The sequence below is a fragment of the Aminiphilus circumscriptus DSM 16581 genome (assembly GCF_000526375.1).
In the GTDB taxonomy this organism is placed as follows: Bacteria; Synergistota; Synergistia; order Synergistales; family Aminiphilaceae; genus Aminiphilus; species Aminiphilus circumscriptus.
The window spans coordinates 1,160,145-1,184,722 of the sequence record NZ_JAFY01000002.1; the positions used below are offsets into that span (position 1 = coordinate 1,160,145).

A 24,578-nucleotide genomic window follows, 5' to 3' on the forward strand; every position below is an offset into this window, starting at 1 on the left:
GGTTTTTCTCCAACGGGATGTCCGGGGCTGGTGTGGCATTTTTCTTTTCACGAGACCTTTCTGCGGCTCAGGGCGGATTTCAGGTACACCTGCTCTCGAAAGGCGGCGATCTCCGCCTTCAGGTTCGGGTTCGGCGAATCGCCGAAGAAGGCGTGGACCACCGGGACCAGTGCATCGGGCGAACGCCGCCGCCGCTCCCGCGCAAGGTCGTTCATGATTGCCGTGGCGACCCCTTCCTGCATGCAGGTGAAGGGTCCCACGTGGAAGTAGCCGCAGATCTCGGGGCCGTCCTCGCGACTCCGGAGCCTTCCCTCGAGGAATTCGAAGAAGAGACCGATGGAGAGGGGCGATTCTCCGGTGATGTGCCGGGAGAAGATGTCCGCTTCCTCGATGCGGGAGAGTACCGTCTCGGGAGAGGGGAGAAGCTGCCGGTCCTTCGTGATTTCCTGAAAGAGACGGGTTGCCCATCGGTCCGCCCAGCTCAGGAAGGTTTTCCCCACCAGGCGGGCCAGTCCGCCCTTTCTTTCCCCCGAGAGATGCGCTACATAGTCCATCCACTCCGAGATGGGGCCCCGCACGACTTCAAGCCCTTCTTGTTCCAGTGTGTGGATTACGAACCGCGTGTAGGGGTCGTGCTGGCGCATGTAAATTTCTCCCGCGTAGAGGACAAGGGGAAAACGAGCGGAGAAGGCCCGGGGAGCGAGGGAGGAGAAGCCTTCGAGCGTCTCCTGTGCCCAGAGGGAGAGCCGCCGGGAGAAGATGCCCTTCGTGGCGAGCACCGTCTCCAGGAGTGCGAGGCGTTCCTTTCGGTATTCCTCGAAGCGTTCCCGGTCCGTTGCGTAGGGGCGGAAGCGGAGGGCCGCGTCGTCGAAGGCGTCCGCCAGTCTGGCTGTCATGTAGAGCCCTGCGGCGAAAAGGACCTTGTCCTTGAACGAAACGGCTCCCGCGGCGTCGAGAATGTCCAGATAGGCATCGTCGCAGGAGGTGCGGAGGATGGGCAGCGTGTCGAAGCCCTGCTGGTCCAGAATGATCCGGAGCACCTCCGCGTACTTGCCCAAACGACAGGGGCCGCTCGCCGTGGGGAGGGCGAGGAGACAGGTCGCGCCGACCCGCTCTTTGCCGCCGTTCTCGGCAGCCAGTTCGTCCAGGAAGGCTGTCACGTCTCCCACGGCTCCTTTGAGGGGAAAGCACGTCTCGGTCTTGATGAGCGCCGCACCGTGCTCCCGCGACGCCGGAGTGTCCGTGGGAATCGCCCGGGCGGCGATGTTCCGATGGCGGAGAAAGGCCGCGGCGATGCGCGACGCATCTCCCATGTTGGGAACGAGCCAGCAGCGTTTCCGGGCCCATCCGGTCTGCCGCACCCGGTCTGTTCCGTCCGGGGAGGAATTGGGGCGTTTCGAGGCGCGTGTCGCCGTGGTGCCGGGTGTTGCTCCGACGCAGGGGAGAACCGGTTCCGCCCCTGCCGGGAAAGTGGTTTTTTCAAGCGTTCTCGGTTCCGTCTCCGGAGAGGGAGGCTGCCTTTTTTCCGACAGGGCGCTTCGGAGGACGATGCGTTCGTGGGCCTCCGCACGGGTCACGAAGGGAGCGTTGTTGGTCTGGGCATCGGTGACGAGATGGAGGAAGGGTTTGTCCACCCGGGAGAAAAGTGTTTCCTCCATGAAGAACTTGATGGAGTCCGGTCCGCAGGCGAAATTCATCTGTCGGATGGGATAGAGCCCGGGCGTCTCCGCCACGAAGAGTGATGCCTTGAGAATGTCCAGGCTGTGGAGCCAGTATTCATTCTCCGCCACTCCCTCCACGGAGAGATGGCGGTAGCGGTGCTGCAGGAAGATCTGGGGGATGTACCGCATGCCCCGTACCTTGGAGAACATGTGCCCCGACGAAGAGGAGGCCTTCGGATCCAGCACCACGTAGTCGCGTCCCAGTCCGACGTAGCCCGGTTCGCCGCTCGTCCGCACCGCGTCGAGGAAGCTGTCGCCGATCCGGGCCAGGTCGTTCAGAAAAGCGGCGGTACCAGCGTCGGCATCGGCGAAGGCCTCGAGAATGGTCACGTCAGGGACGGTCCTTCCGAGCTTTGCAAGGACACGCTTCAGCTCCGCCGCCATGCCCTTGCGGTCTCCCAGATACCACACGGGATCGATGCAGCGGTCCCGCAGGCGCCCCAGAGCGTCCCGGAGGATGAATCCCTCGGCCTCGCTGTAGACGCAGAACTTGAGGTGCGGAGGGCGTTCCTGACGCTCCTCGATGAAAGCGGGATTGAAGGCGTAGGCGATGCGCGGTTCCGACGCGGCGAGAAGGGCATGCCCCGTGGAGATCTTCATGGCGATGCAGAATTCCGTGCGGGCCCGCTTGATGCCCCGTTGAGCGATGTCGTCGTCCGTCGCGGGGGTGAGCACGGGGAGAAATCCCAGCCGATGGAGCACCCTCGAGGACCAGACGCCGAGGTGTCCCAGGGTGGAGTTGCTCCGCCGTATCGCCACAGTGCGCTCCGCATCCTCCGGGTCCAGTTCGGGCAGGTCCTGCCACCGGATGCCGTCGAAATGGCGTTCCATCAGGGAGTGGAAGATCTCCACGTAGTCGGGGCGCTCGCGTCCCGAGGTCTCGCTGTTGCCCCGAGGGCAGAATCCTCCTGTGAGAATGTCCTCTTCCTCCATGCGGAAGATGCGCAGTTTGCAATTGCGCTGGCCGCAGGAAAGCTCTCCGAAGTGCTCCCGGCAGAGCACCTCCGCGCTCTCCATGCGGGAACGGACCGCCTCCCAGCCCCGGAAGGCGCAGCGCGTCTCCCGTCCCTCGCTCCTGGCTTTGCGCAGCGCGTCCCGCACCACGAGGGCCGCTCCCACGGCGCCGAAAAGTTCCCGGTCGGGATAGGCGTGGATCTCCGTTCCCGTCACGGCGGCGAGTCCCGCGAGGAATGCCTTTCCCAGTGAGGGGCCTCCCTGGCAGGAGCAGCGTTCTCCCACGGCCTTCCTGCCGCCCACGAACTTGGTGAAATAGCTTTCCGCGGTGCCGCGTACCACCCCGGCGGCGATTTCCTCCGGAGGAAGCCCCTCCGCGATGAGGCGGTTCACATCCATCTCCATAAAGACGCCGCAGGTGGCGTCGATGAGGGGGACCCGTTCCGCCCGGAGCGCCGCCTCCTGCAGAGAATCCTTGACATCCATGCCGAGGATGCGCGCCAGGTTCTCCAGGGTCTGCCCGGCTCCCGCCTGGCAGGAGTAATTCATGCGGGCCTCCCGGATCTCGTCCGTGACTCCCTCGGCGGTGCGTTTGAAGGCGGTGAACTTCATGTCCTGCCCGCCGATCTCGAAGACCGTGTCGATGTCGGGGTCCCAGAACTTGATCGCCGCGGCGTGGCAGGTGATCTCGTCCACGGCGCCGTCGGCGACGATGTATCCTTCCGCCAGGGCGCTCTCTCTTCTGTTCCGGGAGAGGAGCATGCGTTCGTAGAGCTTGCGGGCCGATCCGGTGGTGCACACTCCCGCCACGGAGACGCCGCGGCGGTTTTTCTCCAGATAGCGGAAGACCTCCAGGAGTGCTCCCTCGGGATCTCCCGCAGTGGCGAGATAGATGCCGTCCAGAAGTGACCCCGTCTCCAGATCGAGCACGGCGGCCTTGGTGGTGGTGGAGCCTCCGTCCACGCCGATGACCACTTCCCGGACATGCGCTTCCGAGTCGTTTCGCGGAAAAGACGCAGGGGGCGTCCTGCCTTCGTGGAGATGCACCAGGGGAAGAAAGTTCTTCAGGGGTGGCGCGAAGCGCCGTCCTTTTTCGCTACCGGAATGGGTTTCCTGAAGGCTATCCAGCTCCGCGACGACGCTGTTGCCCGCGGCAAGGGCGCCGAGAGCGACGCCGAGGGCGGCGACGTTCGCGAAATGTGGGGGCCTGTGAAAGGCGAGTCCCGTGAGTGCCCGAAGGCGTTCGAGGATCCATGGCGAGGCAAAGACGCCTCCCGTGCAGACCGCTCCGGCGGAGAGATCGAGGTCGCGATAGCCCACCACGTCGGTGACGAAGTTCGCCGTCACGGTGGCGAAGAGCTTGGCTACGATGCGGTCCCGGGGAAGTCCTTCGTTCTGGTCGTGGATGAGGTCCGACTGGATCACGACGCCGCACCGGGCGTTGTACCCCTCCTCGGAGGGGTGGCGCGCCGCCGCTTGTTCCGCCTCGGCGAAGCAGGCCGAAAGTGCCGCCTCCCGGTCGTTCCGGGAAACGGTCGCTCTCTCCAGGTCCTTCCCGAAGAGGCGTCGTACCTGTTTTTCGAGAAGTGTCCCCGAGCCGCCACCGCATTTTGTGCTCGTGCTCCAGTCGAGCAGGACCGTCCGGGAAGCGGCGGGGAAAGAAGCGGATTCGTTCCCTTCGCCCTGGACGTCCACGGTGCCGAGAGTGAAGAAATAGGAGTCCTTGGCCCCCATGTGCGCCACGTAGGTCGCTCCGGGGACGAGGTTTCCGACTCCGCGGGGGATGGCCACACTCTCATACTCGAAGAGCGTTCCCGGAAAAAGATCCGCGAGGACGGCGGCGGCGCTGCCCGTGAAGGCCGTGGCGAGGACGGGTGTTCCGTTCAGGTCGCGGCGGAGCTCCTGCCAGATTTCGCGAAGCGTCGCCAGAGGGACTCCGAAATGAAAGCGCCCCGGCGGAGCCGCCATGATCCGCCCCGATTCGTCCAGAACAACCCAGTGGATCACCGCAGAACCCGCATCGAATCCCACGTAAACGCCCTTCATGAGTCGGCTCCCTCCTCGGAACACCCTTGAAAACACGTGTACGCACTTGACGGAGGAGAATGTTTCTGAGTGCGCAAAGTGTATCACAACGCATGCGCCGTTTCGGAACGGATGGAAAGGAACGGCACCCGTTCCGGTCCGGAAAAGGGTCCCGAAATCGCCGCGGCATCAACCGCACGAGGCGGCATCGTCGTTTTCGAGGGGGACCTTGCGTGCGCGTCGTTTCTCTGCGGAAGCCCGGGGCTTTCTCCGGAGGAATCAAAGTGCTCCGCTTCGGGGATGCAGAGGTGTTCCTCCGTGGGGATGTCTGCCGGGGGGAGTCCTGTGGAGGGTTCGGTCTTGCCCGTCTCGCACGTTTGGGCAAGAGGTTGTACGAGAATGCGCCGCCGAGGCTTTTTTCTGCGGAAAAACAGCCTTCGGGCGTTTCCCTGACCGCGACGCGGTCCTCATGCTGGTTGCGCCCCGAGGAGTCGCCAGTCTCTTCCGTTCATGGGGAACGAGGGGGCATTTGGCTATGTCCCTTTGAGGGATGTGGATTTGGAGAAGAGCGTAGAGGACCAACGGCGCTGTGGCGAAGCCGCTGATTCGGAAAAAATCGTCTGAATTCACTTTTTGCGAAGGATGTTTGACGCTCTCAGAGCGTTGGGAGGAAAAGAAACTCTCTAAAATCTCTGGAAGTCCTGAATAAAGGCCTTTCGCTTTCCCTTAGACTCGGGTCGCATCAGGCTCTGCGAAGCGCCCTGCGGGGCTGACGTAGCCTTATTCAGAGATTTTCTCTATGGAACTCTATGGAAAGGTTTCTCTTTCGGACATGTCCACCCGTGAAGGCGGTTGCGGCGTGATAGAATGATAATGAAGGCATCCTTGTCCAATGTTGTCGCGGCGGCTTCACGCGGCATTGCGCGGAAGGGGAGGAGAGGTCATGGCGGGTGGAGAGGCCCTGAGGAAATTTGTCGCACCCGAGATCGTCTTCGGCGAGGGCGCTCTCGAGCTTTCCGGTCGTTTCTCCAGAAATCTGGGCGGACGACGGATTCTCGTCGTGTCCGATCCGGGGGTGATCGCCGCGGGATGGACGGAGAAGGCGCGGAAAAGTCTCGAGGAAGCAAATCTGAGCGTCGTCGTGTACGAGAACGTGCGCAGTAATCCCTCAACCGCTTCGGTCATGGAGGGTGCCTCCGTGTTCGTCCGGGAACAGTGCGACATGATTCTCGCCGTCGGAGGCGGCAGTCCCATGGATTGCGCCAAGGCCATCGGCGCCGTGGTCTCCAATGAACAGCACGTCCTCGAGTTTGAAGGGGTGGACAACGTTTCCCTGCCGCCTCCGCCCCTCGTCTGCGTGCCCACCACGGCGGGCAGCGCCGCGGACGTCTCCCAGTTCGCCATCATCACCGACGAGGTCCGGAAGGTGAAGTTCGCCATCATCAGCAAGACCATGGTTCCCGACGTGGCCCTCATCGATCCCCGCACGACGCTCACCATGGAGAAGAGCCTCACCGTCGCCACGGGCATGGACGCCCTCACCCATGCTGTGGAAGCCTATGTCTCCGATGCCTCCTCGCCCCTCACGGATCTCCATGCTCTGGAAACGGTGCGTCTCGTGGCGCGGCATCTTCCGGGTGCGGCAGCGGAACTCGACAACCTCGAGCACCGGCGGGGCATGATGCTCGCATCCCTCTACGCGGGCCTGGCCTTCTCCAACGCGGGACTCGGCATGGTGCACGCCCTTGCTCACAGCCTCGGAGGTGCGCTCGATCTCCCGCACGGGGAATGCAACGCCCTGCTCCTGCGTCATGGATGCGCCGCGAACTATTCCGCCGTGCCGGAACGTTTCGCCCGGATTCTCCAGGCTTTCAAGGAGGGAGAGAGCATGGCGTCGATGTCTCCGGTGGCGCCGACGCCTCCGGAGAAAGTTCTGGAAGAGCTTGTCGCACGCGTCGGGGTGTTGGGCGACATCTCCGGCATTGCAGTGCGTCTTCGGGACTTCGGCTTGCGCAGGGAGGACATTCCAAGAATCGCCCGGTTCGCCTATCAGGACCCCTGCCTGCTCACCAATCCGCGGCATATGGATGCGGCGGAACTGGAGGAGGTACTCCATGGAGCCTGGTGATCCGAAGAATCGGGAGGCGTTGCGCCTCCGGCTTATGGGACTCGGGGATTCGTCCCTCCACAAGAGCTATTATCCGGAACTTCAGAAGCGTCTGGGAGAACTGGAGCGTTTTCGCACGCTCCTCGACCGGGCCAATGACGCGATTTTTCTCGTCTCCCTTCGGGACGGGTGCGTCCGCTATGCCAACGCGTCCGCCCGCCGTTACGGGCTGCTTCTGGGGGCGAAGAATTTTCAACAGCAGTGCCTTCCCCTGAAAAACCTTCTCCTCGGCGGGAACGGAGAGGGGGTCGACATGGACCGCATTCTTGCCGCGTCGGCCTTCGACTCCGGCGAGGAGGGGCGTTGCGTGCTCGAGCTCTTTACCGACGAGGGAGTGCGGCGCTGTGAACTTTCCGTCTCCGTCAGCATGCCCGAGACGAGCGAGGATGCCCATGCGGTGCTCATCCTCCGGGATGTGGAGGATCGCCTCGCCGCGGAGGACCGCCTCCGGGAGACCCTGCGCCAGGTGGAGGAGGCCCGCTCGCGCACGGTGTCCCTCACGGCGGCCATCGTGGAGCTGAAGGATTCCTTCACGGGGCAGCACCAGCGCCGCACGGCGCAGCTCGCCTCCGCCATCGGCAGACGCCTCGGCGTGAGCGGCGGAGAACTCTACGACCTCGTCACGGTGGCCATGATGCACGACATGGGCCTCATGGCGATCCCCACGGACATCCTCTTCGCACCCCGTCCTCTTTCGGAGGTGGAGTGGCTTCTCGTGCGCCGGCATCCTCTCATCGGCAAAACCCTGATGGACCGGGAAAATTTTCCCTCCTCCGTGTCGGTGCCGCTGGTACAGCATCACGAGCGCCTGGACGGATCGGGGTATCCCCAGGGACTTTCGGGGCACCACATTGTCTCCCTTGCGCGGATTCTCGCCGTGGCGGACGTGGTGGAGGCCATGTCCAGCCACCGCCCCTATCGCCCCGCCCACGACCGGAGCGTCGTGCTCGCAGAGCTTGCCGCGGGGAGGGACGTTCGGTTCGACGCCGCCGTGGTGGACGCCTGTGTGACGCTGCTGGAGGAGGGGTTCGCTTTTGCGCCCCACCCTGTGGAGGAGCTTTCGCAGGGGTGAGATAGGAGTGTTTTCCTTCCGAATGCGGTGCCGGAGTTTCGGTAGTGATGCTTCTGGCGCAGCGTTTTCGCGCTTTCCCGACGAAAGGCCGAAGACAGAGGAGTCTCGTGGGCAAGACGATGTGAAAAGCTCTTCCGGGTAAACCAGGAACAAAAAGGGGATTTTCTTTGCTTCAGTGACGTTCCCATGCCCCGCCTGCGGTTTCCCTCCGAAAAGAACTGCTCGAAGCAGCTTCGGAGAATGCATTCTCCACGAAAGTCGAGGTTTGTGGACAGTTTGTCCGGGTATTCGCACGGAGCGATCGATGGAGAGGGTTGAAGAGAGAGTGCCTTTGGCATAAAATATTACGGTACCTAAATATATTCAAGGGGAGTTCCGGATGCCGAAAGAAGCGGATGATCTGATGGAGCATATTGCCCGGCTGTTTCGGATGGTGCGTCGGCGGCCGACGGACGAACAGTGTCTTTCGCGTGGAGCGCATCGGCTCCTGCATCTGGTGTTGCAGAACGAGGGTATCCGTACCACGGATCTGGCGGAAAGAATGGGTGTTCGTCCGGCATCGCTGACCGAGCTGCTCAGGCGCCTGGACGAGGGTGGATACCTCCGCCGGGAGAAGGATGAGAACGACTCCAGGGTCATTCGCGTGTTTGCGACGAAGAAGGCTTTTGGGGAACACATGCGGCTGGAAGCGGAACACCGGGAGCGGAACGCACGACTGCGTGCCTGTCTGACGGACGACGAGGCCAGGATGTTTTGTGCGATATGCGACAAGCTGTGCGTATTTCTCGAAAAAGAGCAGCCGCCGGTTTTCGGCCGTGAACGGAGGCACGAGGACGAGGCTGCCGAGGATTCCATCACGGGAGCGAACGCCGAAAGTGCCGGGGAGACGGCGAGGGCGACGGCGACGGTACAGGAGAAGATTGCGGAGGCCATCACCACTGCGGAAGAACCGGGAGTGCGACAGGTGGCCGATGAGGCGCGGAGACGGGGCTGACTCATGTTCGAACTGATGCGGACGCACCTCAAGGGGACTGCACGGACCTGCGCGATTCTGGCGCCTTTGTGCATGCTGCTCGAGGTCTTCATGGATCTGCAGCAACCTACCTTGATGTCGGATATCATCGACATCGGAGTGGCGAGCGGTGACCTCGGCTACGTGCTCCGCACCGGTGGCCGCATGGTTCTCTTTGCATTGATCGGCCTTGTCGGCGGGGGGTGCTGTTCCGTCTTCGCCACGTATGCGGCGACGCACATGGCAGGTTCGATACGAGAGCGTCTGTTTTCGAAGATCTTCACTCTCGCGGCCACCGAGGTGGACAACCTGGAGACATCGTCGCTCGTGACCCGGACGACCAACGACGTGGCACAGATTCAGGAGATGATGGTGATGCTGTTGCGTGCGATGTCTCGCTCTCCTATGCTTTTTGCAGGGGGCATCATCATGTCGTTTCTGCTCAGCTTTCGGCTGGCCCTTGTCCTGTGCGTCGCTCTGCCTCTGTTGACGCTCGGCGCGATATGGATCATCCGGAGGGCTGTTCCTCTGTACACTGTGGTACAAAATCGGATGGATCGGGTCAACAGCATTGTGCGCGAGAATCTGCTCGGCATGAAAGTGGTGAAGGCATTCGCGCTGGAAAACCGGCAAATTGCGCAGTTCGAGCGAGCCAATGTCGATCTTGCCGACAATGGCATCAAGGCACAGAAGGCGACCTTTCTGCTCATGCCGATCGTCACATTGGTAATGAATCTGTGTGTTGTGGCAGCTTTATGGTTTGGCGGTCTGATGCAGATTCGTGGAGTGCTTCCTTTGGGGAAAATCATGGCTTTCGTGAATTACCTGGTGCAGATCACGCATGCGCTGGTGATGCTGGCGAACTCCGTGGTCAACATCTCCCGTTCCCAGGCCTCGGCCCTGCGCATCCGAGAAGTGATGCATATCCACTCCTCGCTTGCCCCTCCGGAGCATCCCCGATTACCCCGGAATGACGACATCGAGTTGCGTCATGTGAGTTTCGGCTACACGAGCGGCGAAAGGGTGTTGTGGGACATCGACCTGTACATCCCCCGAGGTCAGAAGGTCGGAATCGTCGGTGCGACCGGCTGCGGAAAAAGCACGCTTGTGGCACTGCTGGCCCGCCTCTACGACCCGAATGAGGGCAGCGTGTGTCTTGGCGGAATTGATGTGCGGGAGATCCCGATGGATGTGCTGCGGAAAAGGATAGGTCTCGTTCCACAGAATAGTGTACTGTTCTCGGGAACGGTGGCGGAAAATCTGCGCTACGGTAATGAAAGTGCCGATGAGGTCGCACTGTGGGCGGCTGTCGCAACCGCTCGGGCCGACGGGTTCGTTCGGGCTCTTCCGGGGGAGCTGAACGGAGAGGTGGCACAGCGCGGGAAAAACTTTTCGGGCGGGCAGAAACAGCGCTTGTGTATTGCCCGCTCACTGCTGCAGATACCGAACATTCTCATCCTGGACGATGCGACCAGTGCGGTGGATTCCATCACCGAGGCGCGTTTGCAGGCGGCTTTGCGCGAGAGAACGGGAGGCATCACGCTGATTCTCGTTGCACAGCGTATCTCGAGCATTATGGATTGTGATTGCATTGTGGTGATGGACAAGGGGCGCATTGCGGCGCAGGGAAGCCATGCTTGTCTCATGGAGTCCAGCGAGATATATCGCTCCATTGTGCTGTCCCAATTGGGAGAAGAGGCGTTGCTTCGTGTCTGAGAACAGAAACCCTTCCCTTCAACCCAACTTCACGGGGCGACAGAGCCCATGGCTTCACCTCGCCGCGGAGAAGCCTCGGCTGACGAACGCCACGGGTACGCTCAAACGGATCCTGGAGTATCTGCTCGGCTGGCGTTCATCGCTCCTGTTCGCCCTTGTCTGTGCAGTGGTCTCCACGGGGATCACCATTGTGGGAACACGTCTCAACGGCTACACGGTGGACACTTTCATCGCCCGCAAAGATGCGCGCATGCTGGGAATCGTCTGTCTCCTGATGGCGGGTATGTACGTCGTCGGGGTTGCATCGAGCTATGTCCAGAGCATCTTGACGATACGTGCGGCACAGAGGACATCCGCCGCTTTGCGTCGCGACCTGTTTCGACGTGTGGCACATCTGCCGCCGGCCTATTTCGATGCTCACAGCAGCGGAGATGTGATGAGCAGGCTGACGAACGACGTGGACAACATCAATACGGCGATTTCACAGACGACAGTGCAGTTGTTCACCGGCATCGTCAGCGTTGCAGGCATGCTGGCAGCCATGCTGTTTCTCAGTCCTCCGCTCACGTTGGTCTGCCTGATCACGACGCCCTTGACTTTTTTCACGACGCGGATCATCGCGAGGAATGTGCAGCGCTTCTTCGTGGAACAGCAGCGGGAATTGGGCAGGCTGAACGGCTATATCGAGGAGATGGTGTCGGGACAGAAAATACTGCGGTTGTTTTCGCGCGAGACGCGTGTGGTGGAGGATTTCGAACGGATCAACCGCCGCTACGTGGGTGATGCTTTTCGGGCACAGGCGGTGAGCGGTATCATCGGTCCGTGCAACAACATGGTCAACAACATCGCCTACCTCCTCGTGGCAGTTGCGGGAGGTTTCTGTGTCATTCGGAACATCGGGGGCGTCACGGTGGGGGTCGTCTTCTCGTTTTTGCTGTACATGCGCAATTTTACCAATCCCATCAATAACATTCTCGCTATGGCCAACTCGCTGCAATTGGCGCTGGCCAGCGCCGAGAGGGTGTTTGAAACGATGGACGGACAACCGGAGTGCGACGCGGATGGTGCGTCGGACATCGAAAGAATAGAGGGGGACATCCGGTTCGAAAACGTGCGCTTTTCCTATGTTCCCGGCAAGCCTGTGCTTCGGGGTGCGGATATCGTCGCGGAACCCGGCCAGACGGTGGCCATAGTGGGGCCTACCGGAGCGGGAAAAACGACGATCATCAGCCTGCTCACTCGGTTTTACGACACCGACGGCGGCAGGATCCGCATCGACGGCATGCCTATCGAGGCGATCACCCGCCGTAGCCTGCGGCGATCCGTGTCGTTGGTTTTGCAGGACACTTTTCTCTTTTCGGATACGATCCGGGAGAACATCCGGTACGGCCGAATAGACGCCAGCGACGAGGAGGTGGTTGAAGCGGCCCGACAGGCCCATGCCCACGAATTTATTCTGCAATTGCCGCATGGCTATGATACGGTGCTGACCGATAACGGCCAAAATCTCTCCCAGGGACAGCGTCAGCTGTTGAACATCGCCAGGAGTCTCCTGTCCAGGGCTTCGGTACTCGTTTTGGACGAAGCGACATCGTCGGTGGATACCCGGACGGAGCAGATCATTCAGAGTGCATTGCTGACACTGATGAAGGGTAAAACGAGTTTCGTCATAGCTCATCGGCTGTCCACCATCAAAAATGCGGACAAAATTGTCGTGATCGACGGAGGGCGCGTCGTGGAGCAGGGGACTCACGAGTCTTTGCTGGAGAAAAAGGGGTTTTATTTCCGGCTCTATGAAAGTCAGTTCAAAACAGGGATGCTGAATGGAGTTCCTGGGGGGTGATGCATGTGCTCGGGTGCGGAGGGTGTTGCTCGGCTTCCAGGTTGAGGACTCCCCAAGGCGGTTTGGAGCCGCGGTTGTCGTGCAGTGTGTCCCTCGTCGCCGTGACGAACGCACCGGCTGTCGAGGATTCCTTGGCCCGTCCACTTGGCGGGGGATGGAGGCAAGGAAGGAAATGGCGGAGCGGAACTTTTTTGAGGCCCTTGCGGCCGAATACGGGAGATCCTTTTCCGGCTGGGATTTTTCCTACGTCAATGAAAGGATGGTCTCGGATCCTCTGCCCTGGAATTATCGACTTGTTGTGACGGATGCCGTCTCCGCTTCCGGGTCGCTGCTCGACATGGGAACCGGAGGCGGTGAGTTTCTCGATTCCCTGCCCGCGCTGCCTCCGGTCACATTTGCGACGGAGGGATACGCGCCGAACGTGCCGATCGCGAAAGCCCGACTGCGTGAGAAAAACGTCCAGGTCGTCGAAATCGCCGCCGACGATGTGCTTCCGTTTGACGATCGCTCCTTCGACCTGGCGATCAACCGCCACGAATCGTTTGCTGCCGAAGAGGTGGCGAGAGTGCTGAGACCATCGGGAAGATTCATCACGCAGCAGGTCGGCGGCATGAATGGTCTCGACATCAACGCATCTCTGGGCGCGCCTCCACCGGGCCATGTCGGCTGGTGTCTGCTCGAGGCGAAAGAAAACCTTTTGTATGCGGGGTTCAAAATTACGACGTGTCGCGAGTACATTGGGAAAACGCGGTTCTATTATATATACAGTCTCGTGTATTTCCTGAAGTGCATTCCCTGGCAGATTGCCGATTTTTCCATCGACGCGTACTTCAGGCGACGGTGTCTCTTGAACAAAGAGATACAGGCGCGGGGATACAGGGATTTCATTCTCCATCGCTTTCTGCTCGTTGCGGAGAAATGAGTTCCGCTTCCCGATGGAATTTTTGCAACGGCAGCGGAATTCTTTCGGCACAGTCGGAATTGGAAAAGTGCGCGGATCGTGCCGGAGATGCCTCGTGGGTTTCGAAAACTCCAGGGAGTTGCCCCTGCTGCGGGAGTCCTCGACCCGGGTGGCAGGGCTCTTTCCTGGGCAACCGTGGAAGGGAATTATTTCTCGTGGGAGCGTTCCTTGCACGAAGAATCGTTTCGTCATCGGTTGCTTTCTCCGGGAACCGGCACGAAGCGTGCCTTTCCTCGGGGTGCCTTGTCGCTGTCTTTTGTGGACTCGCATTCGGGTTCCGTCCGGGCTGGGGTGACGAGGGGGAATGCGCACGTGGATTCAGCGGCGGTGCTGCCGTTCGAGACGGGAAACGGAAGGGAAGGATGTGCGCGGTGGATCGTTCGACACTGGCTCTGTACGGCCTTACGGGGGTGCTCTTCGCCCTTTCCTGGATGAAGGACAGGACGAAAACCCGGCTTGCCCTGAAAAAAGCCTGGAAGACCCTCTCGGGCATGGTCTTTCTCATGGGGTCCATCATGCTCTTCGCCGCCCTCGGGGTGGTGCTCGTTCCCCAGGAGGTGCTCGTCGCGTTCTGGGCAGAGAGAGCGGTTTCTTCGGGGCGTTTTTGGCCTCTCTGGTGGGGGCCGTGACGCTCATTCCCGCCTTCGTCGCCTTTCCCACGGCGAAGATCCTCCTCGACGCCGGAGCGGGCGTGCTCCAGATCGGCGTGTTCGTCTCCACCCTGATGATGGTGGGTGTGGTCACTCTTCCGCTGGAATCCCGGATCTTCGGGCGCAAGGCCGCGGTCGCGAGAAACGCCCTGGCCTACCTCTGGTCCTTCGTGGCGGGTTACGTCGTCTTCTGGGCGGTGCGCTGATGGTGGCGTCTCCGGTTCGGGGCATGCGGGAGGAGCAGCGGCGGCAGGAACAGCCGAAACAGGGGAAAGCCGGCTCGGAATGGGCGCAGGGTCCGTCCGGAAACGGGAAGATCCCTGCGCCGGGAGGCGGTTGGAAGAGCGGGCTCCCCGCGTTCGGCGTCGCCCTCGCGCTTTTGGGCGGCCTTTTCTTTCTGAACCCGGCCCAGGGAAGAGAGGTGGCCCGGCTCTGGAAGGAAAGTACCTACACCGTCCTCGGTCTTCTGCCTCCGGTGTTTCTGCTCCTCGGGCTCTTTGACAGTTGGGTGTCCCGGGAACGGATCATTCCCCTGCTCGGGGAGGGATCCGGCATCCGGGGCGGCGTGCTCGCCACACTTCTGGGCGCCCTCGCTGCGGGACCGCTGTACCTCTCTTTTCCCATCGCGGAGGTGATGCTCGTCAAGGGAGCGAGCCTTCGGAACGTCTTCGTCTTCGTCGGGGCATGGTCCACCATGAAAATCCCCATGTTTCTCTTCGAGGTGGGGAGCCTCGGGGGGCGCTTCGCCGTGGTGCGCTACGCCGTCTCCCTCGTGGGGATCGTGCTCATCGCGAAAGGCACGGAACTCTTTCTCGGAAAGGAAGAACGCCGATTCCTCCTGGCGCGGTACTACGAGACGGAGGCGTGAGGAAGTCGGCGTTCTTTTCTGTCTCGTGCCTACCGCATCATCGAGTGGAGCAGCGTCAGGTAGTCCTCTTTCGTCATCGGCCTGGGATTGCTGCGGTTGCTTCCGTTCTGCGCGGAGTAGGCGGCGATGGTCTCCAGGTCTTCCTTTTTGACGCCCAGGGAGGCGAAGGATGGAAGGCCTACTTCCTCGGCCAGGTGTGCCACGTGCGTCACAGCTTTTCGAGCGCCTTCCTCGTCGGTCGCGAAGGAATATCCCATGGCGGCGGCGATCCGGGCGTACTTTTTTGTGCAGTAGGGCAGATTGAACTCCATCACCGGGGCGAGCGCCACGGCGTTGCACATGCCGTGGGGTGCGTCGTAGAGGCCGCCCAGTGCTTCGGCAAGGCAGTGCACCGCCGCCACGTCGGAGTGGGAGAAGGAGATGCCCGCCAGAACGCTTCCCATGAGCATGTCCGTCCGGGCCTCCATGTCGTCGGTTCCGGAGCGGACGGCCCTCGGCAGGGAGGCCGTGATCATCTCGATGGCGTGCAGGGCGCAGGCGTCCGCGATGGGCTCCGCGGGCAGGGCGGTGAACCCCTCGATGGCGTGGGTCAGTGCATCCATGCCGGTGGCGGCGGTGAGCATCTTCGGCATGGACGCGGTCAGCCCGGGATCGCACAGGGCGACCTTCGCCGCGATCCGGGGATGTCTGATGCTGAACTTGAACTTGTCCGTCGTGTCGGTGATGACCGAGCTGAAGGTCACTTCGCTGCCGGTTCCCGAAGTGGTGGGAATGGCGACCAGGGGCAGCGTTTCTCCTGTGACCGCGTTCCGCCCCTCGTAGTCCCGTATTTTTCCTCCGTGGGTTGCCACGATGCTCATGCCCTTGGCGCAGTCGATGGGGCTTCCGCCTCCGACGGCGAGAAGGCAGTCCGAGCCGAACGCTCTGGCGGCTGCGGCGCCCTCCATGACGTTCCTGTCCTTGGGGTTCGGTTCCACCGCGCTGAAGACCTCGAAAGAAATCCCCTCTTTTTCGAGAGCCCTGATGATTGGTGTGAGAATCCCCGCGTCGATCACGCCGCGGTCCGTAACGAGAAGCGGACGCTTTTTCCCCAGCTCTTGCAGCACCGTGGCGATGGTGGCGGAAACACCAGCGCCGAATTCGATCCGCGTGGGAAGCTCGAAGCTGAAGCTGTTCCTGATGTCCAAGAGAACCCCCTCCTTTCCTGTCTTCTGTGTCTGCCTTTGTCCCCAGCCCTGTTCCTTTGGGGGCCGCTTTCCTCACCCGCCGCATCCGGCTGGATGCGGCGGGTGAACATTCGGGTCGGTGCCGGCTCAGGTTCAGGTGCCGGTGTTCCGCCGCGGCCTCTCCGTTGTGTGCCGTTTCCTCACCGGGGAACGTCCGCCGATGTCGGAACGGAAAGGGTGGTTTTGAACACGATCACCGCTTCCCCCCGGATTTTCACCGTCTCCGGTTCGCCGTTTCGGACGCGCACTTCCACGTGCACTTTTCCGGGGCGACCGATCTTCTCGCCCTGAAAACCTGTGAAACGCAAGGTTCCATCGTCCCCGGGCCGGGCTAGCCCGAAACGGACCAGGTAGCCTCCGAGCGGCCCATGGGCGTTTCCCGTGACGGGGTCCTCGGCCACGCCGATCGCCGGGGCGAACATCCTTCCCTCCGTGAGAATGCCCTCCCGGGCAGTGTCTAAGGTGAACAGGAAATAGCCGTTGCAGCCGATCCGCTTGCTGAGGGCCGTGAGTCCCGCATTGTCGGGTTCGAGTGCGTTCAGCGTTTTCGCGCTTTTCAGGCAGACCATCACCTTGGAGTGGCCGGTGGAGGCGATCCGCACGGGACATCGGGGGTCCATGTCGTCGGCCGCAAGGTGCAGGGAGGTGAGAAGCGCGTCCGTATTCTCTTTTTGCAGCGGCTCGGAGAGCTCGAATTTTCCCTGGGTCATGGAGACGGTGTAATCCTTTCCGTCGTCGCAAGCTTCCACGGGCAGGATGCCCACCCCGGTCTTGATGCGGAGGACCCGGCCGCCCAGATTTGTCTCCTTCGCCTTGGCGTAGAGGGCGGCGATGGTGGCGTGGCCGCAGACGGGAACCTCCGTCGTGGGGGTGAAGTAGCGCAGGTGCCCGTCGCACGTATTGTCCGGAGGGGACAGGAAAAAGGCGGTCTCCGAATTGTTCAGCTCCCGGGCGATCCGCTGCATGGCGTCGTCGGAAAGTCCGTCCGCGTTGGTGATCACTCCGGCGGGATTGCCTGCAAAGGGGGTTCTCGTGAAGGAGTCGATCTGGTAGAGCGTGTAGGTTTTCATGGGTGTTTTCCTTTCTCGCGTTCCTGGATGTGGGGCAGAGGGCGCCGCGCTATTCCGCGGGCTTCACCGACACGGACCACTCCGGTCCGGAGGCGATGCCGAAGGTTCCGGCAAAGCTGTCCATGTTGAGGGCCAGGGACAGCTCCATGAGGCTGTTGTAGAAGAGCAGCGGCTCTCCCTCGGGGACGTCGCCGAAGGTGTTCACGTAGGGGATGTTTCCCTTGAACACTTCCTTTCCCTCGCGGTAAATCGTCACTTCGTATTTTTTCCCGAACTCGGGTTTGAGTGTGTCGAAGAGAGGCTTGCCGATGTTGGTCCACACGTTTCCGTATTGGATGTCGAGCACGGGAATCGTTCCCAGCGCCGTCCCGTTCCGGATCTCCGCCCTCTGGTAGGGGATGCGTACCAGGTCGCCCTCGACAAGAGGCCCCACTTCCTCGAAGGTGAGTTGCCCCGAGGCGAGCCTGGCCCCCACATACGCGAAGAGGTCGCGACCGAGGAACGTGTAGGACTGCTCCGATCCCGGCAGCCGGTGTTCCGCTTCATCGATGAGGCGCACTGCGTCGATGCCCGTCCGCTCCTCGACGATGGTGAGCGTTCCGTTGTCCGGCGTGACGATGTAACGGCCGTCCTTCGTTTTTGCCACCACGGAGTGGCGTTCCGTCCCCACGCCGGGATCGACCACGGAGACGAACACCGTGCCCGCGGGCCAGTATCCCAGGGTCTGATACAGGCGGTAGGATGCCTCCCAGATGGAGTAGGGGGGAATCTCGTGGGTCAGGTCGAACAGGGGGAGGCCGGTGTCCACGCCGAAGGCGACGCCCTTCATGGCGGACACCGCGCCGTCCTTGAGGCCGAAGTCGGTCTGGAAGACCAGGGCGGTCTTTGTCGTCGCCGCCTCCGTGTGAGAGAGAAAAAAGACGAGGAGGAACACCGCGACGCACACGCGCTTGCGCAGTTTGTTCATGAAAAGAAGGCTCCCTTCTGCGTTGGAGATGGGGCGATCCGGTCGGCGGGGGCTCTCTCTTCCGTCGCTGCGAGAGGGGCTGTCCCCGGTCAAGTCGGCGAATCGCCACTGTTCGGTATTATCTGTCAGAGTGCCGGGAAAGGAAAGGTGCAATGTGTTTCCCACACACTCCACCGCAGGGATGACCGGCGGTTCTTCGCGGCGGGGTTGACGTGTTTTGGTCTTCTGGGTACAGTATGTACGGTTTAACTGGAACGAGAACCATTTCATCATATACACCTCCGAGTCCGTGTTCCTGTGGGAGCGATCCTATGGAAGCGGACCGAAGGGCTCCTTCGGAAACGAAGGCGCCTCCCGTGTTCGGAAAGGAGGAGATGCAGGCTTTTCGGCCTCTGCTGTCCATCCGTCCGTTGGCGGGTGGACATTTTTTGTCCCCGTCGTCGCATGGAAGGGACAGCCCCGGAAGGCGGAAAGGAAAACTGTTGCGTTTTGAGGAACGAGTCCTTTGAAACGATTTCTCGCGCTGCTTCTTTTACAGGATGGTGTTTTCCCCGTGCCGCGGCAGTAGCGGCACCTGCTCGAAAAGAAAGGATGAAACCGCATGCATCGGAGAAACGTTGCATTCCGTTTCCCGCGCTTTTCGTTCCTTTTTGTCCTCACCGTTGCTCTCGGCCTCGTGCTGGGCGGCGTCGCCGCGGCGAAGGCGCCTGTGCTGCGCATGGCCACAACCACCAGCACGGACAACACGGGACTTCTGGACTACCTGGCGCCCCTTTTTCAGCAAGCGACCGGAATCGAGCTTCAGTGGGTCGCTGTTGGAACCGGAAAGGCCATCGAGTTCGGCAAGAACGGCGACGTGGACATTCTCTTCGTCCACGATCCCGAGTCGGAGAAGGCGTTTCTGGACGGCGGCTTCGGCGTCAACCGCCGCCAGGTGATGTACAACGATTTCATCTTCATCGGTCCCAAGGAAGATCCGGCGAAGATACAGGGACTTTCCGCCGCGGAGGCCCTCAAGGTCATCGCTGCGAAGAAGGCGGTCTTCACGAGTCGCGCCGACAAATCGGGCACGCACATGAAGGAACTTGCCCTCTGGCAAGAGGCCGGAATCGACGTTCCCGACAAGGAACCCTGGTACATCCAGGTTGGACAGGGCATGATCCAGACCATCAACATCGCCGCCGAGCGGAACGGCTACACCCTCACCGACCGGGGCACCTTCATCAAGTACGAGGAGAACCACAAGGGCAATCCTCCCCTGGTGATCCTCTCCGAGGGTGACAAGGCCCTGCGGAACCAGTACAGCGTCATCGCCGTCAATCCCGCGAAGTGGAGCGACGCCCGCTACGACCTGGCGGTGAAGTTCATCGACTGGATCGTCTCTCCCGAGACGCAGAAGGTCATCGCGGAGTTCAAACTTTCCGGGAAGCAGCTTTTCTTCCCCAACGCGGGAGAATAGTCCCGGCAGAAGGAAAGCACGAAAGGAGTCCTTGAGAATGATTCGTCTACAGACGTGGAACAAGCGCCTTGCACTTCTTCTCTTCGTCGTGGCCGTCTCGGTGTTTGTCGCGCTTCCCGCCAGTGCGGCAAAGGAAGTGCGGCTCTCCAGCACCATCGGCCCCATCGACGCGGGCATCGTGAAGGTTTTCGCAGACACCTTCGAGAAGAAGACGGGGATCAAGGTCGTCTTCGAGGGGGCAGGAACGGGAGCGACCCTCGAAAAGGCCAAGACGGGGAACTTCGACATGGTCATGGTCCATGCCCGGAAGCTGGAGGACAAGTTCATCGCGGACGGGTTCGGCATCGACCGGCGGGATGTGATGTACAATGATTTCGTCATCCTCGGCCCCAAGGAAGACCCCGCGGGTGTGCGTGGAATGAAAGATGCCGCCGAGGCGTTCAAGAAGATCGCCGCTGCGGGTGCGCCTTTCGTGACCCGGGGGGACAATTCGGGAACCCACGTGAAGGAAATGGAAATCTGGGAAAAGGCGGGCATGAAGCCCGAGGGCGACTGGTACATCCTCTACGAGATCGGCAAGGCGGGCAACAAGGCCACCACGGAGTTTGCCAACCGCCGGAACGCCTATGTCCTCATGGACCGTGCCACGGTACTTACCCTGGGGAAGAGCATTTCCCTCGAGGTGCTCGTGGAGGGAGATCCCTTCCTGTTCAACTACATCGCCGTGATCCGGGTGAATCCCGACAAATTCCCCGGCCTGAACGTGGCGGAGGCATTGGCCTTCACGGACTGGCTCTGCGGTGACGAAGCCCAGAGCATCATTAAGGAATTCGGCGTGGACAAGTACGGGCAGCCGCTCTTCTTCCCCAATTCCGACGAGTGGAAGGCGAAGCATCCCCAGTAGACCTTCCTGGGGGTGGTGGTCCCGGTTTTTCCGAACGTGTCGGATCGCCGGCGGGGGCCGTTTCCTCTGCCGGCGATCCGTTTTCAGAGGTGAAAAAAACTCTTCTTCATGGCGTCACGTGTACCGAGGGGCGGGAGGATCGTCTTTCCCGCGAGGTGTTTCCATCATTCCGTCTGGAGGGAGTCTCCATGGACTATATCGCTGAAGGTGTTCTGCAGGCTCTGTCGCTCCTTCTTGCCGGCGACGAGGAGACCTGGGACGCCATTTTCACCACGATGAAGCTCTCGTCCCTCTCCATCGCAGCCAGTCTCGCCCTGGGCATCCCTCTGGGTTTTCTTCTGGGGTACGCGGAGTTTCCGGGGAAAAAGATCTGCCGCGCCGTGGTGGACACGCTCCTCGCCCTGCCCACGGTGGTCGTCGGGCTGCTCGTCTACGCCTTCATTTCTCGGAGGGGCCCCCTGGGGGAACTGGGACTCCTTTTCACGCTTCCCGGTGTCGCCATCGGACAGGTGATCCTCGCGCTTCCCGTGGTGGTGGCCATGACGGCCACCGCGGTGGAGAGTCTGGACCGGCGCCTTTCCCTTACACTGCTCACGCTGGGGGCGGGGCGGAGTCAGCTCGCCCTGGCGAGCCTGCTCGAATCCCGCTACGGCGTGCTCCTCGCGGCGGCGAGCGCCTATGGACGCATCATCTCCGAGGTGGGGGTCTCCATGATGATCGGAGGCAACATCAAGTGGCACACCCGGACCATCACCACCGCCATCACCCTCGAGACGGGAAAGGGGGAGTTCGCCATGGGGGTGGCCCTCGGGCTGGTTCTCCTCCTGGTGGCCTTTCTGGTGAACGGGTCCGCGTCGTTGCTGCGAAGGAGGGGGCGCGCATGACCGGAGACGCCCTCTACGAGGTCCGGAATCTCAAACGCGCCTACGGCACGCAAACTGTGCTCGACGTGGCGCATCTGGTCATTCCCGAGCGGAGCGTCGTGGGCTTCGTCGGTCCCAACGGCAGCGGCAAGAGCACGCTTCTCCGGATCCTCGCCTTTCTCGATCCGCCGAGCGGCGGTTCCCTGTCGTTCGGAGGGCGGATGTTCTGGAACGGCGGCGACGGCGACGCGGAGGGGCCGAGAAGCGAGATGGCCCTGGAGAATGCCCGGAGCGAGGTCACGCTGCTCCTGCAGGAACCCTACCTCCTGAAGCGAAGCGTCTTCGAGAACGTGGCCTACGGGCTGCGGGTCCGGGGCGGCCTCTCCGGGGAGGAGATGCGCGAAAGGGTCTTTGGAGGATTGGAGGCTGTGGGGCTCGACCCCGAGCGATTCGCCTCCCGCGCCTGGTATCAGCTTTCGGGAGGCGAGGCCCAAAGGGTGGCCCTGGCGTCGCGCCTCGTGCTGCGTCCCCGGGCATTGCTGCTCGACGAGCCCACGGCGAGCGTGGACGTGCAGAGTGCGGCGCGCATCAAGGAAGCGGCGCTGCGCGCACGGGACGAATGGGGAACCACCCTTGTGGTGGTGAGCCACGACATCCTCTGGCTGAACGAGGTGGCCGACGAGGTGGTCCATTTCTACGGAGGTAAGATCGTCGGCGTCGGCCCGGAGAACCTGGTCTCTGGCCCCTGGGAGGAAGAGGCGGGAGGGATGGTGCTCCGTCGCCTGACGGACGGTCAGATCCTGCGTGCGGCCCGCCCCTCCGGAGGCGTTTCTGCGGACGCGGTGGCCGCGGTGGATCCGGGTTCGCTTCTCCTCGCCCTCTCCCTTCCCGAGGGTATTTCCGCCCGCAATGCGCTTCGCTGTTCCGTCGCCCAAATGCTCTACGAAAACGGCACCGGACGGGTTCTCGTCAAGGTTGTCGCGGGTGGGCTCTCCCTCACGGCTCGGCTCACCGCTGAAGCCGTGCGCGAGCTGGGGCTTCATCCCGGCCAGGAGGTCCTGACCATCGTCAAGGCCACGGCCTTCCGCTGGCTCTGAGCGCACGTGCAGGGGGTGGCGCGGAGGGAACGCGTGCTTGTCCGGGCGGAGCGTTTTCCTGTAAGGAAGGGACGAGCGTCACTGCGAGCGTGTGCGCGTGCGCAGCGGCACTTCTATTTTCCACTTCGCAGGGGAACGCAGCCCTTGGTTTCTCCCGAGGGATCGGCGACGATGCGAACCGCTACACCGTAGGTGTCCAGAATTGCCTGTTCGGTGATCACCCTTTCGGGTGATGCGGGAGGCGAGAGGTGTCCCTCTTTCAGGATGGCCGCGGTGGTTCCCGCAAGGAAGGCCTGCTCCGGTGCGTGAGTGGACATGAGCACCGCCATTCCCTCGCCGGCGAGGCGTCGCAGAATCTCCAGAAACCGGATCTGGTTTCCGAAATCCAGATGGGTCGTGGGTTCGTCGAGGAGAAGAATCCGCGGTTCCTGAGAAAGCACCGAGGCGAGGAGCACGAGCTGGCGTTCCCCGCCGCTGATTTCCGTGTAGGGTTTTGCCGCCAGGGAAGAGATGCCGAGGCGCTCCAGCGCGGCCCAGGCGATGCGGCGGTCTCGGAAGCCGGGTTTGCCGAGATAGGAAAGGTGGGGCGTGCGCCCCATGAGCACCACGTCGAGCACCGCGTAGGGAAAGGACGGAACGTGGTGCTGGGGAACGTAGGCCACGTGTCGTGCGAATTCCCGGCGGGACAGGTGTGCTGTCGGGGTCTCCCCGAGGTGGACGCTTCCCTCCCGGAGCGGAAGAAAGCCGGCGATGCATTTCAAGAGCGTGGACTTTCCCGTGCCGTTCGGCCCCAGAAGACAGAACACCGCTCCCGGCTCCAGGGAGAAACTCACGTTCCGGAAGATCCACCGGAACTCGTCGCCGTGCCCGTAGGCGAAGGCCGCGTTCCGCACCTCCAGGCGCATCACCATCCCACCTTTTTCCGTGAGAGCATCCAGGCGAAGAGCGGTGCGCCCACAAGGGCGGTGAGAATTCCGAGGGGGATCTCCATTGCCGTGGCCGCCCGGGCGCAGTTGTCCACCAGAAGGAGAAAGGTGCTGCCCAGGGCGAGGCAGGCGGGAAGAAGCCTCCGATGGTCCGGTCCTACGAGGATGCGCCCCACGTGGGGGATGACGAGCCCCACCCAGCCGATGATTCCGGAGAGGCAGACCGACGAGGCCGTGACAAGGGTGCAGATCGTGAGGATCATTGCCCGCTCCCTTCCGGCGTTCACGCCCATGGCCTTGGCCTCCTCGTCCCCCATGGAGAGAATGTTCAGGCGCCACCCGAGCAGGAGCAGCAGGAGCGTTCCGCCACCGATGAAGGGGCCCACGGCGCGAAGGTTCTCCGGCGTCACCCGTGCCATGGAGCCCATGAGCCAGAACACGATGGCGGGAAGTTTCTCGTAGGGATCGGCCACGAACTTGATCAGGGACGTGAGGGATGAGAAGAAGGCCCCCACGATGACTCCTCCGAGGATGAGCACGAGTGTCGGTGCTCCCCGGTAGAAGCGACCGATGCCGAAGGTGAGCGCCACGGCGAGGATGCCGAAGAGCAGGGCCGAGAACTGGAGCACGAAGAGGCTTTCCGAGAGGAGGATCGCCAGAGCGGCGCCGAATCCGGCGCCGGAGGCGACGCCCAGGAGGTAGGGTGAGACCAGAGGATTGCGGAACACGCCCTGAAAGGCCGCTCCCGAGAGGGAAAGCCCCGCTCCGACGAGCATGGCCGCGGCGATGCGGGGAAGGCGCAGCCGGAAGAGTACCGTCTCCATGGAACTCTCCCAGTCCGGGGAGAGGGGAAGCACCCGGGAGGCGAAGATCTTCAGCACCGTCGGCAGTGGGATGGGGTAACGGCCGATGGCGAAGGAGACGAAGAAGAGAACCGTGGGCAGGAGAAAGAGGAACAGAAGCGTTTTCTTCGGAACGCCTGGAGGTCCGAGGAGTTCGCCGCCGGATGCGTCGGAAAGGCTCCCCGGATCGGAGGAGGCGGAGAGATCCGGGGAGTTCTTGGGCACGTCCATGGCG

At 62.0% G+C, this 24,578-nt stretch carries 19 protein-coding genes and 1 riboswitch; of the genes, 13 read left to right on the forward strand and 6 right to left on the reverse strand.

The genetic code is table 11. The features are described 5' to 3' along the window. Positions 1-47: 47 nt before the first annotated feature. Positions 48-4,721: a BadF/BadG/BcrA/BcrD ATPase family protein gene (locus tag K349_RS0106085; RefSeq protein WP_026368939.1), complete on the reverse strand. Its 4,674-nt coding sequence runs from the start codon at positions 4,719-4,721 to the stop codon at positions 48-50. 922 nt (positions 4,722-5,643) lie between these two features. Between K349_RS0106085 and ercA the strand changes: the two genes are divergently transcribed. The 9 genes from ercA (at position 5,644) to K349_RS16580 (ending at position 14,989) form a co-directional block, all read left to right on the forward strand. Continuing rightward, positions 5,644-6,828 carry an alcohol dehydrogenase-like regulatory protein ErcA gene (gene ercA / locus K349_RS0106095; RefSeq protein WP_026368941.1) on the forward strand — a complete coding sequence of 395 codons (1,185 nt, stop codon included), beginning with the start codon at positions 5,644-5,646 and terminating at the stop codon, positions 6,826-6,828. Then, entirely contained in the window at positions 6,815-7,939 is a 1,125-nt protein-coding gene (locus tag K349_RS17885) for an HD domain-containing phosphohydrolase (protein WP_026368942.1), read from the forward strand. Before ercA ends, K349_RS17885 begins: the two co-directional genes overlap by 14 nt. A 379-nt stretch (positions 7,940-8,318) precedes the next feature. Then, entirely contained in the window at positions 8,319-8,933 is a 615-nt protein-coding gene (locus K349_RS0106105) for a MarR family winged helix-turn-helix transcriptional regulator (RefSeq protein ID WP_026368943.1), read from the forward strand. A gap of 3 nt (positions 8,934-8,936) precedes the next feature. Further along, positions 8,937-10,667, forward strand: a complete 1,731-nt coding sequence (locus K349_RS0106110; RefSeq protein WP_026368944.1) for an ABC transporter ATP-binding protein — start codon at positions 8,937-8,939, stop codon at positions 10,665-10,667. Then, a complete protein-coding gene (locus tag K349_RS0106115; protein ID WP_026368945.1) occupies positions 10,660-12,510 on the forward strand; it encodes an ABC transporter ATP-binding protein in 1,851 nt (616 codons plus the stop codon). The genes K349_RS0106110 and K349_RS0106115 overlap by 8 nt, the downstream gene beginning before the upstream one ends. Positions 12,511-12,682: 172 nt before the next feature. Continuing rightward, positions 12,683-13,432, forward strand: coding sequence for a class I SAM-dependent methyltransferase (locus tag K349_RS0106120; protein WP_026368946.1), 750 nt, complete (start codon positions 12,683-12,685; stop codon positions 13,430-13,432). A gap of 410 nt (positions 13,433-13,842) precedes the next feature. Then, complete coding sequence (locus tag K349_RS19455; protein WP_211240329.1) at positions 13,843-14,100, forward strand: hypothetical protein; 258 nt, start codon at positions 13,843-13,845, stop codon at positions 14,098-14,100. Further along, positions 14,097-14,327: a hypothetical protein gene (locus K349_RS19460; RefSeq protein WP_211240330.1), complete on the forward strand. Its 231-nt coding sequence runs from the start codon at positions 14,097-14,099 to the stop codon at positions 14,325-14,327. Before K349_RS19455 ends, K349_RS19460 begins: the two co-directional genes overlap by 4 nt. Next, positions 14,327-14,989: a permease gene (locus K349_RS16580; RefSeq protein ID WP_026368948.1), complete on the forward strand. Its 663-nt coding sequence runs from the start codon at positions 14,327-14,329 to the stop codon at positions 14,987-14,989. The genes K349_RS19460 and K349_RS16580 overlap by 1 nt, the downstream gene beginning before the upstream one ends. Before the next feature lie 29 nt (positions 14,990-15,018). Here K349_RS16580 and K349_RS0106140 read toward each other — a convergent pair whose 3' ends face one another. From K349_RS0106140 to K349_RS0106150, 3 genes are all read right to left on the reverse strand, one after another. Further along, the gene (locus tag K349_RS0106140) at positions 15,019-16,176 is read right to left on the reverse strand and encodes an iron-containing alcohol dehydrogenase (protein WP_026368949.1); all 1,158 of its coding nucleotides are present in this window, start codon (positions 16,174-16,176) and stop codon (positions 15,019-15,021) included. 179 nt (positions 16,177-16,355) lie between these two features. After that, positions 16,356-17,285, reverse strand: coding sequence for a PhzF family isomerase (locus K349_RS0106145; protein ID WP_026368950.1), 930 nt, complete (start codon positions 17,283-17,285; stop codon positions 16,356-16,358). A gap of 49 nt (positions 17,286-17,334) precedes the next feature. Then, a complete protein-coding gene (locus tag K349_RS0106150; RefSeq protein ID WP_051464255.1) occupies positions 17,335-18,252 on the reverse strand; it encodes an SAM hydrolase/SAM-dependent halogenase family protein in 918 nt (305 codons plus the stop codon). Between the two features lie 267 nt (positions 18,253-18,519). Next, a riboswitch (molybdenum cofactor riboswitch) is annotated at positions 18,520-18,639 on the forward strand. Positions 18,640-18,853: 214 nt separating this feature from the next. Here K349_RS0106150 and K349_RS0106160 point away from each other — a divergent pair. The 4 genes from K349_RS0106160 (at position 18,854) to K349_RS18585 (ending at position 22,575) form a co-directional block, all read left to right on the forward strand. Further along, a complete protein-coding gene (locus tag K349_RS0106160) occupies positions 18,854-19,711 on the forward strand; it encodes an ABC transporter substrate-binding protein (protein ID WP_026368953.1) in 858 nt (285 codons plus the stop codon). 37 nt (positions 19,712-19,748) lie between these two features. Then, on the forward strand, positions 19,749-20,615 hold the full coding sequence (locus K349_RS0106165) for an ABC transporter substrate-binding protein (protein ID WP_026368954.1): 867 nt from the start codon (positions 19,749-19,751) through the stop codon (positions 20,613-20,615). A 188-nt stretch (positions 20,616-20,803) separates the two neighbouring features. Continuing rightward, positions 20,804-21,499, forward strand: a complete 696-nt coding sequence (locus tag K349_RS0106170; RefSeq protein WP_026368955.1) for an ABC transporter permease — start codon at positions 20,804-20,806, stop codon at positions 21,497-21,499. Beyond that, entirely contained in the window at positions 21,496-22,575 is a 1,080-nt protein-coding gene (locus K349_RS18585) for an ATP-binding cassette domain-containing protein (protein ID WP_026368956.1), read from the forward strand. The genes K349_RS0106170 and K349_RS18585 overlap by 4 nt, the downstream gene beginning before the upstream one ends. Positions 22,576-22,688: 113 nt before the next feature. Here the strand turns inward: K349_RS18585 and K349_RS0106180 are convergent, their stop codons facing one another. Together K349_RS0106180 and K349_RS0106185 are read right to left on the reverse strand one after the other, a co-directional pair. Further along, on the reverse strand, positions 22,689-23,480 hold the full coding sequence (locus K349_RS0106180) for an ABC transporter ATP-binding protein (protein WP_051464256.1): 792 nt from the start codon (positions 23,478-23,480) through the stop codon (positions 22,689-22,691). Then, positions 23,480-24,568, reverse strand: a complete 1,089-nt coding sequence (locus tag K349_RS0106185; protein ID WP_245588007.1) for a FecCD family ABC transporter permease — start codon at positions 24,566-24,568, stop codon at positions 23,480-23,482. The genes K349_RS0106180 and K349_RS0106185 overlap by 1 nt, the downstream gene beginning before the upstream one ends. Positions 24,569-24,578: the final 10 nt, after the last annotated feature.